Origin of the sequence: Rhodococcus sp. IEGM 1406 (assembly GCF_030056745.1) — a bacterium.
GTDB lineage: Bacteria > Actinomycetota > Actinomycetes > Mycobacteriales > Mycobacteriaceae > Rhodococcus_F > Rhodococcus_F erythropolis.
Window position 1 is genome coordinate 1501165 of the sequence record NZ_JASHKO010000001.1, and the last position, 12686, is coordinate 1513850.

Consider the following 12686-nt stretch of genomic DNA (forward strand, 5'->3'; position numbering starts at 1 on the left):
CTGCTAGTTGTAGTACGGTTGCGATGAAATTACAACCGCCGATGCACGGGTATCTCGGTGACGCCACCGATGCCGGATCGGCAAGGGGAGAGGTCATGACTGTTTCGAACATTTGGATTCTCGGCGGGTACCAATCCGACTTCGCACGGAACTTCACCCGTGAGGAACTCGATTTCGCGAACCTTGCCGAAGAGGTGGTGAACCACACCCTGGCCGCGGCGAAGGTTCCTGCCGCCGACATCGAGGTGATCCACGTCGGTAATGCCTTCGGTCAATTGTTTGCCGGCCAAGGTCAGCTGGGTGCGATGCCCGCCACCGTGCATCCAGATCTATGGGGTGTGCCCTCGTCCCGGCACGAGGCGGCGTGCGCATCGGGCAGTATCGCCGTACTCGCCGCGATGGCAGACCTGCGCGCCGGCAACTACGACGCGGCTCTGGTGATGGGTATCGAACTGGAGAAGACGGTTCCGGGTGATGACGCGGCCGGACATCTGGGCGCTGCAGCCTGGGTCGGACACGAAGGTCAGGAAGCAAAATTCATGTGGCCGTACATGTTCGATCGTGTGTCGAAGGAGTACGGGCGGCGCTACGGGATCGACGAATCTCACCTTCGCGCGATCTCGCAGATCAATTTCGCGAACGCGAAGAACAACCCCAATGCACAGACACGCGGTTGGGCGGTACCCGATCTGCTCGGGAATGCAGGCGGCGACGACGCCACCAATCCTGTTGTGGAAGGCGGTGTTCGACGATTCGATTGCAGCCAGGTGACCGACGGTGGCGCCGGGGTTGTGCTGGTGACGGACAAGTACCTCCGTGAGCATCCTGATGCCGCGGCGACTCCGCTGGCCCAGATCGCGGGCTGGGGTCACCGGACTGTTGGTTTAGGTCTCGAGCAGAAGCTGGCCCGCGACGCCGATAATCCCTACGTGATGCCACACGTTCGGGATGCGGTGATGGGTGCCTTCTCCCGGGCCGGAGTCGACCTGGCCGGGATAGACGGGATCGAAACACATGATTGTTTCACGGCGAGTGAGTATCTCGCGATCGACCACATCGGTCTGACCGCGCCCGGCGAGTCGTGGAAAGCCATCGAGAGTGGTGACATCGCCATGGGCGGCAAGCTACCGATCAACCCCAGCGGCGGTCTGATCGGCGGTGGTCATCCGGTGGGTGCCAGTGGTGTTCGAATGCTTCTCGACGCGGCCCATCAGGTGACGGGAACGGCCGGCGGTTTCCAAGTCGAGGGTGCGAGCCGCTTTGCGACGCTCAACTTCGGTGGAAGTACGGCCACCACCGTCAGTTTTGTCGTCGACGCAGTTTCCTGAAAGTGCAGCCCAGCCTTTCCCCATCAGTCGAAAAGAGAATTCCATGGACGTCGAAATCGTAGGCAAGTTGTTGTCCACCCTTCCCGCCGATGACGATCACCCGTATCGCACCGGCCCGTGGCAACCCCAGACCACCGAGTTCAAAGCGGACAACCTCGAAGTCGTATTCGGTGAGGTTCCGAAAGACCTCGACGGTGTCTACCTGCGCAACACCGAGAATCCGCTCCATCCCTCGATGAAGGCTTATCATCCCTTCGACGGCGACGGAATGATTCACATCGTGGGCTTTCGTGACGGAGAGTCGTTCTACCGCAATCGATTCGTACGGACTGACGGGTTGGCGGCCGAGCAGGATGCCGGCGGCGCCTTGTGGGCCGGACTCGCCGAGTCTCCCAAACTCAGTCGCCCCGAGGGCGGCAAGGGTGCGCGCACCCGGATGAAGGACGCGTCCAGCACCGACGTCGTCGTTCACCGGGGGACTGCTCTCACCAGCTTCTACCAGTGCGGAGATCTGTATCGTCTCGATCCGATGTCGGCGGAGACACTCGGAAAGGAAAGCTGGAACGGCAAGTTCCCCTTCGAATGGGGTGTGTCCGCGCATCCGAAGGTGGACGACAAGACCGGAGAAATGCTGTTCTTCAACTACAGCAAGGAAGCGCCGTACATGCACTACGGCGTCGTGGACTCGGCCAACGAGTTGGTCCACTACGTCGACGTCCCGCTTCCCGGTCCACGGTTGCCACACGACATGGCCTTCACGGAGAACTACGCGATCCTCAACGACTGCCCCTTGTTCTGGGATCCGGTTCTACTGGAGAAGGGCGCGCACGTCGCGAATTTCCATCCCGATATCCCGCTCCGTCTCGGAGTCATCCCACGCCGCGGAAACACCGCTGACATCAAGTGGTTCGAGGCCGATCCGACCTACGTCCTGCACTTCGTGAACGCCTACGAAGAGGGGGACGAGATTGTTCTGGACGGTTTCTACCAGGGTGATCCGGAGCCGTCGGACAACGGTATGGGCAATCAGTGGGAGCGCGCCTTCCGTTTCCTCGCTCTCGATCGCATGCAGACCCGGCTTCACCGCTGGCGTCTGAACCTGGTCACCGGAGCCACGCGTGAAGAGCAACTCAGTGACTCGATCACCGAATTCGGCATGATGAACGGCAATTTCGCGGGTGAGAAGTACCGATACGCCTATGCGGCTTCTGGTAAGCCGTCGTGGTTCCTGTTCGACGGCTTGGTCAAGCACGACCTGCTGACGGGGAACGAGGAACGATTCTCCTTCGGTGACGGCGTGTATGGAAGCGAGACCTCGATGGCACCACGCGTGGGTGGTACCGCCGAAGACGACGGCTATCTCATCACGTTGACCACCGACATGAACGAGGACGCGTCCTTCTGCCTGATCTTCGACGCTGCCCGCGTCGGAGACGGGCCATTGTGCAAACTTCGCCTTCCCGAACGGATTTCGAGTGGCACCCACTCGACGTGGGCGCCGGGTGCCGAGCTCCGACGCTGGCAGAGTGCCGACACCGCAGCCGAAGCGGTCGGACTGTGACGGGCACGCACGACGCGGGCACGTGGGAGATCCTGCGGCAGGTGGTGATCGGTGCACGAGACCTGGACAAGACCGGTCAACAATTACGTGAAGCGTTGAATCTGGCACCAGGATTCGCAGATCCGCTGCTCGAAGACATCGGTTTGGCCGACGAGACCTTGGCCGTCGGGCCGCAGGCATTTCTCGAGATCGTCGCACCGCTCGACGAGACGGTCTCGCTGGCGAGATGGATCCGCAAGGGCGGAGGGGAGGGCGGCTATGCACTCTCGATCCAGGTTTCGAACATCGAGCCCTATCTGGAACGTGCAGCTGCGGCCGATGTTCGGACGGTGGCCGATCTCGAGGCCTACGGTCACCGGATCGTCCAACTTCATCCCGGTGATCTCGGACTGCTCGTAGAACTCGACGAGATTCCCGACGCCGACGAGTGGTTCTGGGACCAGACGGAGAAGGAGGTTTCACTCGATCCACGGGTCGACGACATTCTCGGCGTCGACGTGTCCTCTCCCGATCCGGCCAAGACGGCGGCGCTGTGGGCCGAAGTGTTCGGCAAGAAACTGGATTCGGCGCGATCACTCTCGATTGCGCTGGGGTCGCGCGCCGTGTCGTTCGTTCCGGGCGAGCGGTCGATGCTCAGTGCGGTCGATCTGGCGGCGTCGATCGGAGCGAACACCGTCGAGCCCGGCCTGATCGTCGGCGGCGTCGAATTCCGGATTCACCCAGGCTGAGCGAGCTTCACATCGAACGACAGAAATCGGGGCCGATCGCTCAACGCGACCGGCCCCGAATTCTTGTCATGGACTCAAGCGAAGTCCTGTCGCAGACGAGTCTTGAGAAGCTTCCCACTCGCGTTGCGTGGCAGTTCCTCGATGAACTGAACTGCACTGGGGCACTTGAAGTGCGCCAGTCGCTCGCGTGACCACTCGATGATCTCCGCTTCGGTGACAGCCGAATCGCCGGAACGAACGACCACCGCAATGGGAGTCTCACCCCACCGATCGGAGTGAACGCCGACTACCGCGACCTCCCGGATGTCGGGGTGGCCGGAGAGAACGCTCTCCACCTCGGCGGGATAGACGTTCTCACCGCCGGAGACGATCATGTCCTTGAGGCGGTCGTGGAGGTAGAGATACCCGTCCTCGTCGAACGATCCGCCGTCTCCTGTTCGGAGCCAGTCGCCGTCCAACATGGTGGCCGCAGTGGCTGCCTCGTTGCGCCAGTAGCGCCTCATGACGTGAGCGCCGCCGATGACCACCTCGCCGCGGGTACCGACCGGGACGTCGTCGAGCGTCACGGGATCGACGATGCGGATGGATACGCCGAACATCGGTTGCCCGACGGACTTCAACCGATGCGCGGTCGACTCGTCGGTCGCCCGATGATCTTCGGGGGTCAGCATGGTGACGCCGCCAGTCGACTCGGTGAGTCCGTAGGCCTGCAGGAAACTGCATCCGAAAACCTTGGTGGCGTCCTGTAACAGGGGTAGCGGCATGGGCGCCGCTCCGTAGACCAGGAACTGCAGGGCACTCCAATCCGCCTCGCGTACAGCAGGAAGGGAGGTGAGGACGCTGATCACCGCGGGAACAGCGACCGCATGAGTCACCCGGTACTCCTGCATCAGCGCCACCAGCTCCAGCGGACCGGCGATGGTCTTGAGAAGTAGAGCGCCACCGCCGAGCGTCGTGACGAGAGCGAGACCCAGCCCCGCCACATGGAAGAACGGGACCGGGCACATGGCCACGGAATCGGTGTCGAGATCGAGCAGGTGATACATGGTCGCGAGGGCGCGGCCGAGGTTCGCGCCGGTGAGTTCGATTCCCTTGGGGTGGCCGGTGGTTCCCGACGAGTAGAAGATCAGCGCGGTATCGTCGGGAAGGCGTGACACTCCTGGGTCGTCGTCCCCTGCACCGGAGAGCCAGTCGTTCCACGAGACCGAGTTTGCGGAACCGTCCACCGTGACGACGGTCCGGACGCTACCGACCGCCGCGGCGACGTCGGAGAGGCCCTCATCGCCTGCTCCGAGTACGACGACGGTCGGCTCGCTGTTGCTCAGGATGTAGTCGACCTCGCCCGGTGCCAGCCGATTGTTGACGGCCGTCAGAATCGAGCCCATCTTCGAAGATCCGTACAGGACGGAGAGGAAAGACGGTGCATTGGCGCCGATGTACGCCACCCGGTCACCTGTTCGAACACCATCGCGTAGAAGTGCATTCGCGACACGATTTGCTTCGATGTCCAGCTTGCGGAAACTGGTACGGCCGTCATCGGAGATGACGGCGGTGCTCTCCGGACTGGCAATCGCCCGGCTGCGCAGCAAGTCTTCGAGATTCTGCACGGGGCGACCATCGGGTAGGAGCGCGTTCACAGAAGGTTCGCGGGTGGCGGGTTCACGGGTGGCAGTCGAACCTACGGCCGTCGGCTGAGTGGTCATGCTGAATGCTCCAATCTGAAGGGGGCAAAGACAGGGGGTTCGAAAATGCCGGTGGGAGCGGCGAGTACATGCTCGACGGCGCGCAGTGCCGGGCCCGCAGTGATGAACTGACCGGCGGTTGTCCGGCTGTTCGGATCTTGTGGTTCGACGAGGTTGACGGTCATCACGATCTCGGGTTTGCCGTACAGGTGGACTTCCCACTGATCGCGCCCCGCGTATTCCTCACGATCGGGTTCCATGGTCCAGATGATGGCCAGAGTGAGGAACTGCATTCCGTCGACCATTGCGTGCCAGCGCCATTCGGTGGTTCCGACGGTTCCGGCGGCGATGCGTCCGGCGGCCACGTCGAGATCCGTTCGCGCCGCAACGACCCTGTGATCGGATACGACCTCGTCGTAGGTGATCCCCAGACGTTCGCACATGAACGCGATGGTCTCCAGATACAGCGACGCGTACAGCGAGGGCAACGGCCCGGTTCCGTCGAGTTCCTCCGGGGGCGAACCCATTCCCATGACGGTGAACGCGAAGTCGGGGTCAGGCATGCCGCGAGCGTCGAGCACCTCGTAGATCGTGATGCGGTCCAGTTCGATCGATGTTCCCGTCAGAGCCAATGCCAATCGCTCACCGATGACGCCCGGGCTCACTCCGACACCGAAGAGCGTCGAATCGCCTTCCTTACATGCTTGGGCGAACATGTGCTCGCGCTCGGTGCCGTGTGCGCGGGGGAAGTGCTGCCCGGCCGTCGTGATCACGTTGATCCCGGCGCGAAGCAGACGGCACAAATCGTCGTCGTGGCGTTCGTACGGAATCTGCAAACGCGGACTGTGGATGAGAACCTGGGGGCGCGAGCGGATGATCTCGTCCACGTCTCGTGTGGCGATCACGCCCGTCGGTGCGCGTCTGGCTATGTCGCCGGCATCGCGCCCGGCCTTGGCGTCGCTGTAGACGTACAGGCCGACCAACTCGAGGTCGGGACGATCGATGATTCCGCGAAGCGCGGTCTTGCCGATGGCGCCGGTCGCCCACTGGGCAACACGAATCGGATCGCTCATGATCGAGTGGTCAGTTCGCCGGCGAAGAGGAGCTTGCCCAGTCCGCGTTCGTACCGAATCGGGTCTCGAGCCAGACGCGCACGGGCGTCGATTGCCATGAAATCGGTGTCGCACGTCCACTCGCCGCGTTGCATGGCGGCGAGTCCGGTCGCGGCGATGTCGAGGGGATTTTCCTTGTGGCCCTGCACGTGTGAAGCCATGCGGGTGTCGACACTGCCGACGATCAACGAGGTGACGGTGATGCCGTGCGGTTCGAGTTCGGCACGGGCGATGCCGCCGAGCGACAGAGCAGCCGCCTTGGCCGGTGAATAGCCGCCCATGAAGGCGGTTGGTGCGATTGCGGCGACTGACAAGACGTTGACTATCGATCCACCGCCGCGGGCGGCGAGGACCGGCGCGAAGGCTCGGATCATCGTCAGCGGTCCGAAGTAGTTGACCTCCATCTCGGCGCGAGCGGCCTCTCGGTCGTCGGCCTCGATCAGCCGATTCCCGGTGAACAGCCCGGCGTTGTTGACGACGACCGAGGTGTCACCGCACGCCCCGGCGGCAGTGTCGACGAGTCCTGGATCGGTGACGTCGAGTTCGACGATGTGCGCACCGGTGGCTCGGAGCTCGGCCGGCACCTCGTCGGGATTTCTCACCCCCGCATAGATTTTGGCTGCGCCCATCAACTTCGCCTGTTGGACGAAGGCCAACCCGAGGCCTCGATTGGCGCCGGTGACGAGGACGGTCGCACCCTCGACCGGAGTTCCGCGAAAGGTTGTCATGAGTTCTCCTGTGTCTGTCGGGTGTAGATGAGGTCGTCGGGGAATTTCTTGCTCTTCTTCAATGACGTTTCAGGCGCGAGCATCCCGAAGATCCAGCCTTCGGCTGTGGCCATGTCGTGGTTCCAGTCCCACCGCAGTGCGCGGTGGCGGATTCCCCACCTGCCGTCCTCGAAACCGAAGCGGTCGATCAGGCGCGCCGCGGTGAGTGTGTCGGCTATGCCGTCCGAGGTCTTGATTCGTGCGAAGGCAAGCACGTACGACTCGACGAGTGCTGTATCCCCGTCGAGTTCGACCAAGACGTTGGTCATTGCGTGGGTGGTCAGCGACCGTGGGTGGGTGATGGCCCCGGCGATGTGGTCGATGTAGTCGTCGGCGGTGCCGGTGAAGACACCCCCGTGGTCTTCGGTTGCGCCGGGCAGATAACACCGCCTGGCGTCCTCGACGTCGCCGCGGTCTGCGGCTCGGAGGAAACGAGCCAGAACCTCGTAGATTTTCTGCTTGGCGACGAGAGCGTCGACCGGGCTGTAGTCCCTGACGTCTGGGCCCCCGCCGCTGTCGACTGCGTGAATGTTGTTGGACCTCACGATGATGTCCCTTCTCGGCTCCGGATCGGGGGCCGCACGTTGACGGAGTGCCTCTGCTTACTGTAGTAATCTCTATCACACTGTTAATTGAAGTGTCACGAGGAGGTGAAACCAATGCTTGGAAACACACCACCCGCACAACCTGGGAATGCACCGGTCGTACTCACGCTTTCCGATGTGTCGATCGAATTCGGCGGAGTCACGGCTCTCGACGCCGTCGGCTTCGACGTCCGCGCGGGACAGATCTGCGGACTCATCGGGCCGAACGGCGCTGGTAAGACCACGCTGTTCAACTGCATCACAAGGATTTACGAACCGAGTCGCGGTGTCATCACCTGGCAAGGAACCGACCTGTTGGGATTGCGTCCCTATGCGTTGGCATCTGCAGGAATCGCTCGAACTTTTCAGAATCTCGCGCTGTTCGGCGGCATGAGTGTCTTCGACAACACCATGGTCGGTGGATCGTCGCGAGGTCGCTTCGGGCTCGCGAGTGGGCTTCTCGGCCTGCCTCCGGCGCGTGCCCGAGTCCGAGAACTTCGAGAGAAGGCCTGGTACCTGCTCGAACGTCTCGAACTCGTCGACGTCGCGAATGCACCCGCGTCCGGTCTACCGTTCGGAACTCTCAAGCGTGTCGAACTGGCACGGGCATTGATGTCCGAGCCCTCGCTGCTTCTGCTGGACGAACCTGCCGGCGGGCTCACGCACAGTGAAGTCAAAGAACTGGGAGAACTGATCGTCTCGCTCCGCGACGACTTCGGCTTCGGCGCGCTTCTGGTCGAACACCACATGGGATTGGTGCTCGGGATCTCCGATCACGTTGTCGCCCTGAACTTCGGCCACAAAATTGCCCAGGGAACCCCGGCGGAGATCCAGCAGGACGACGCCGTGATCAACGCATATCTGGGGCGTGCGGCATGACCCTGCTGAGCGTCGACGATCTGCATGCCGGTTACGGGCGAGGCAATGTACTGCACGGGATTTCGCTCGACGTGGAACCCGGCGGGGTCGCTGTCGTTCTCGGCGCGAACGGTGCAGGCAAGACCACCATGATGCGCGCGCTTGCCGGATTGATCCCGCATCAGGGAACGATCACCTTCAACGGTTCGCCGTTGGGATCCAAACCTGAACGCGCCGTGGCCGCCGGCGTCAGCCTTGTCCCACAGGGCCGCGGAACTCTCGGTCAACTGTCGGTGCGTGACAACCTGCTCGTCGGCGCTGCCCTTCGTAAGGACAAGGCGGAGATCGAAGCCGACATCGAGCGGTGGTGTGAGACATTCCCCGTGCTCGCGGGGAGGTCCACACAGTTGGCCGGTTCGCTGTCAGGCGGTGAACAGCAGATGCTCGCGGTCGCACGGGCATTGATGAGCCGTCCCACCCTTCTTTTGTGCGACGAACCGAGCCTGGGGCTGGCGCCCATCGTCATCGCCGAATTGTTCGACACGCTCGGTGCGATCAACCGCAGCGACGGAACTGCACTGCTGATCGTGGAACAGAACGCCGATCTCGCGATGAAACTCGCGTCGAAGGTCTTCCTGCTCGACGTAGGCACCATCGTCGCTGCCGGAACGCCCGAGGAATTTCGTTCCGACGACGTCGTGCGCAGCGCTTACCTCGGGTACCAGGAGTAAACGGTGACACTCTTTCTCGAACGACTCATCTCCGGATTGACCAATGGGTCGATCTACGCAATTCTCGCGCTGGCACTAGTGGTGGTGTTTCGCGCCACCGGCACGATCAACTTCGCTCAGGGCGAGTTGGCCCTGTTCACAACCTTTGTCGCCTGGTGGCTGACGACGATGTCCTGGCCGATCTGGTCGGCGATCGGAGCGGCCCTGGCTTTGGGGTTCCTGCTCGGAGCATTGATGGAGCGTCTGCTCATCCGTCCGGTTCAGCGTCGAAGCGACATGGCGGTGCTGATCGTGGCACTGGGATTGTTCACCGGGCTCAACTCGTTGGCCGGAATGCTGTGGGGGAGCGATACGAAGATCATGCCGAGCCCGTTCCCCAACGGTCCGACCGACTACATCTCGGTGGGCGGTGCGCGCGTGTACGGCGACGCACTGGGCGTACTGGTGGCGCTCGTTGTCCTACTTGTGTTGATGTCCTTGCTCTTTCGCAAGACGAGAGTCGGTCTGCACATGCGTGCCGTCGCGGACAATGCCGAATCTGCCACTCTCGCCGGAGTTCCGACCAGCCGGATACTCGCAATCGGTTGGGGAGTAGCAGCTGCCATCGGTGCCCTGGCCGGTGTCCTGGTCACTCCGCTCTCGCCGCAACAACTCGGTCTCACGACCATGTTCCCGATCTTCATCGCAGCATCCGCCGCAGCGCTGTTCGGCGGCCTGGACAGTCTCGTCGGCGCCGTGGTCGGCGGGTTGACGATCGGTGTCCTGGAATCGATGCTCAGCGGCTACATTTCGGTCATCGGCGGCTCGCTGCAGCAGACATCCGCCCTGTTGATCATCGTGGTGATCCTCTTCGTCAGACCCAATGGACTGTTCGGTACCAAGAAACTGGAGCGGGTATGACGACGCTTGCCGAGAGAAATGAACCCACCGTCGCCGAAAAGGCAGTCAGGCGACCGCGGGTAGTGGTCGCCGGATCGACGTCGTACCGGATACTCCAGTTGGTTCTGCTGGTGGCTGCCGTGTGTGCGTTGCTTCTCGCGTCACAGAGCGCGCCGTTTCGCGTGGGGCAGTTCACGAGCGTCTTCATCATCGCGATTGCCATTGCGGGACTCAATATCGTCAGCGGATACACCGGACTTCTGTCGATCGGCCATTCTGCCTTCTTCGGCCTGGGCGCGTACACGACCGGCGTTCTGATCGTCGATCGCGGATACTCGCCGTTGACCACGATCCCGATGGCGGTCGTATTGTGTTTTGTACTAGGGCTTCTCGTCGGTCTTCCCTCGTTGCGGATCAAGGGGCTGTATCTCGCTCTCGTGACACTCGCCGTCGCTGTTGCATTTCCCGAGGTGATCCGCAAGACCGGGGATCTGACCGGTGGTGCCGCCGGAATGGTGGTTCGCGCAAATCTGCTCGTTCCGCCGAAATGGACGGGTCTGACCCGAGCCGACACCTACCTCTGGATCTTTTGGGTGTCGGTGGTGACTCTGGCGATCGTCATGCTCCTGATTCGCAATCTCGTCAAGAGTCGATTCGGTCTGGCTATGGTCGCGGTGCGTGACAACGAGATCGCGGCGAGCGCAAATGGCATCAACGTCGCGCGGGTCAAGATTCTCGCTTTCGGGCTTTCCGGCGCGATCACGGGCCTGGCAGGTTCACTGTTCACGATGTACATCGGCGCGCTCTCACCCGAATCCTTCTCGCTGATGAAGTCGATCGAGTTCATCACCGGACTGGTGTTGGGCGGAATCGCAACCCAATTCGGCCCGATCGTTGGGGCAACGGCAGTGGTGTTCTTGCCGTACTACACCGGAAGCGTCACCGACGGCCCCGTGTCGGGAGTGGTGTTCGGCGCGGTGCTGATCGCGATCGTGTTCTTGATGCCGGACGGAATCGTCGGACGGATCAACAGCGTGCTCCGACGGTTCGTCCTCGTGGTTCCCGCAGATCATCCCAAGTATCGCGAGGGTGAACCTCGCACCTGAGCGCCGTCTCCCTCGCCCACTCTCGTTTCCCTCAACTCACAGCAAGGAACTGGACGATATGAAAAGGCAGACCACGATTCCCGCAGTCATCGCCGCTGCGGCACTACTCCTTTCGGCCTGCGGAGGTAGCTCCGACGCAGAGAGCAACACGTCGACATCGGCCGGCGCAGTATCGGTCGACGACTGCAGTGATCCCAGCGGTGCCGCAGCGCCGATCACCGACAAACTTACGGTGGGATGGAGTGGGCCGACGTCAGGCCCGCTCGCCGATGCCGTCGGCAACGTGATCGAAGGAATGCGAGCACGGTTCGAGGTGGAGAACGCGGCCGGCGGCGTCGGCGGCGTCAAGCTCGACGTCGTGGTCAAGGACGATGCATTCTCCCCGGAGCGCGCCAAAGCCAACGTCGGAGAGTTCATTCAGAAGGACAAGGTCGACGTTCTGGGCACCTTCGGGGCCGGGCAGTTGAACGCCATCGCGGACGATCAGACCACTGCCTGCGTGCCGTTGCTCTTCGCGCAGGCAGGCATGCCCGAGTTCCGGGTCATCGAAGACTTCCCGTGGACCACGGAGTATCTACCGGATCCGGGCGTCGAGATGGAGGTAGTGGTCGAGAGCTTGAAGAAGAAGTATCCGAACGGCGCCAAGGTCGCACTGGCCACGAACCAGACCGAGTCCGGACAGGGAATCGCCAACGGCTTCAAGTCCGCGATCGAAGGAACCAACTTCGAGATCGCGGCGGAGGAGGCGCTGACCGACCCCAAGACGGCGGCTTCGACTCTCAAGGCCAGCGGCGCCGAGGTTTTGGTGGTCGCCGGTGTCACTACCGACTGCCTCGCGATCACTCAGGCGATCGGACGTGTCGGATGGAAGCCCGACACCGTGATTCAGCCGTCGAACTGCGTCGACGGTGCGACCCTGTATGCACCCGCCGGTGATGCTGCCGACGGGCAGCAGGTGATGGTGTGGCTCAAGGATCCCAACAACGCTCTCTACAAGGACGACGCGGCGGTGCGCGACTATCTCGCCGGTGCAGCGGCTCACGGTGCAGATTCCCCGACCAACAGCTACACCGTGAACGGCTGGGCCATCGGTGACCTGTTGGTGGACAACTTCACTCGGGCCTCTCAGTCATCCGACGGACTCTCACGTGCCACCATCATGAGTGCCGCGCGAACGCAGGACTACCACCCGCCGATGTTCATCGACGGAATCAAGTTCACGATGACCGCGGACCATGCGTTGGGAATCCTGGCCTTTCAGCCGTTCGAGTGGAATGCCGCTACTCAGGCGTTCGAGAAGCAGGGCGACGTGATCGACATTTCCGGCCGTTACGAGAACTGAATCGAGTG

12 protein-coding genes are annotated in these 12686 nt (G+C 62.3%); 8 read left to right on the forward strand and 4 right to left on the reverse strand.

Annotated features, from left to right (window positions below):
• The first annotated feature begins 95 nt into the window (after positions 1-95).
• The 3 genes from QM596_RS07265 to QM596_RS07275 are packed head-to-tail and all read left to right on the forward strand — an operon-like array spanning position 96 to position 3617.
• On the forward strand, positions 96-1328 hold the full coding sequence (locus tag QM596_RS07265) for an acetyl-CoA acetyltransferase (RefSeq protein WP_021332263.1): 1233 nt from the start codon (positions 96-98) through the stop codon (positions 1326-1328).
• A gap of 43 nt (positions 1329-1371) precedes the next feature.
• The gene (locus QM596_RS07270; protein WP_019744811.1) at positions 1372-2889 is read left to right on the forward strand and encodes a carotenoid oxygenase family protein; all 1518 of its coding nucleotides are present in this window, start codon (positions 1372-1374) and stop codon (positions 2887-2889) included.
• On the forward strand, positions 2886-3617 hold the full coding sequence (locus tag QM596_RS07275; RefSeq protein WP_047890091.1) for a VOC family protein: 732 nt from the start codon (positions 2886-2888) through the stop codon (positions 3615-3617). Before QM596_RS07270 ends, QM596_RS07275 begins: the two co-directional genes overlap by 4 nt.
• Positions 3618-3691: 74 nt before the next feature.
• Here the strand turns inward: QM596_RS07275 and QM596_RS07280 are convergent, their stop codons facing one another.
• Genes QM596_RS07280 through QM596_RS07295 form a run of 4 tightly spaced genes read right to left on the reverse strand, consistent with a single transcriptional unit; the run spans position 3692 to position 7723 of the window.
• A complete protein-coding gene (locus QM596_RS07280; RefSeq protein WP_283308485.1) occupies positions 3692-5320 on the reverse strand; it encodes a long-chain-fatty-acid--CoA ligase in 1629 nt (542 codons plus the stop codon).
• Positions 5317-6372, reverse strand: a complete 1056-nt coding sequence (locus QM596_RS07285; protein WP_283308486.1) for an NAD(P)H-dependent amine dehydrogenase family protein — start codon at positions 6370-6372, stop codon at positions 5317-5319. Before QM596_RS07285 ends, QM596_RS07280 begins: the two co-directional genes overlap by 4 nt.
• A complete protein-coding gene (locus tag QM596_RS07290) occupies positions 6369-7139 on the reverse strand; it encodes an SDR family oxidoreductase (RefSeq protein ID WP_021332267.1) in 771 nt (256 codons plus the stop codon). Before QM596_RS07290 ends, QM596_RS07285 begins: the two co-directional genes overlap by 4 nt.
• Entirely contained in the window at positions 7136-7723 is a 588-nt protein-coding gene (locus tag QM596_RS07295; protein ID WP_283308489.1) for a nuclear transport factor 2 family protein, read from the reverse strand. Before QM596_RS07295 ends, QM596_RS07290 begins: the two co-directional genes overlap by 4 nt.
• 114 nt (positions 7724-7837) lie before the next feature.
• Between QM596_RS07295 and QM596_RS07300 the strand changes: the two genes are divergently transcribed.
• The 5 genes from QM596_RS07300 to QM596_RS07320 are packed head-to-tail and all read left to right on the forward strand — an operon-like array spanning position 7838 to position 12678.
• Positions 7838-8641: an ABC transporter ATP-binding protein gene (locus QM596_RS07300; RefSeq protein WP_020970389.1), complete on the forward strand. Its 804-nt coding sequence runs from the start codon at positions 7838-7840 to the stop codon at positions 8639-8641.
• Positions 8638-9351, forward strand: coding sequence for an ABC transporter ATP-binding protein (locus QM596_RS07305; protein ID WP_283308490.1), 714 nt, complete (start codon positions 8638-8640; stop codon positions 9349-9351). Before QM596_RS07300 ends, QM596_RS07305 begins: the two co-directional genes overlap by 4 nt.
• Before the next feature lie 3 nt (positions 9352-9354).
• Positions 9355-10251 carry a branched-chain amino acid ABC transporter permease gene (locus tag QM596_RS07310; RefSeq protein ID WP_019744803.1) on the forward strand — a complete coding sequence of 299 codons (897 nt, stop codon included), beginning with the start codon at positions 9355-9357 and terminating at the stop codon, positions 10249-10251.
• Positions 10248-11336, forward strand: coding sequence for a branched-chain amino acid ABC transporter permease (locus QM596_RS07315; protein WP_019744802.1), 1089 nt, complete (start codon positions 10248-10250; stop codon positions 11334-11336). The genes QM596_RS07310 and QM596_RS07315 overlap by 4 nt, the downstream gene beginning before the upstream one ends.
• 58 nt (positions 11337-11394) lie before the next feature.
• Positions 11395-12678 (forward strand): ABC transporter substrate-binding protein, encoded by a 1284-nt coding sequence (locus QM596_RS07320; RefSeq protein WP_020908683.1) that lies wholly within the window; start codon positions 11395-11397, stop codon positions 12676-12678.
• The last annotated feature ends 8 nt before the right edge of the window (positions 12679-12686 follow it).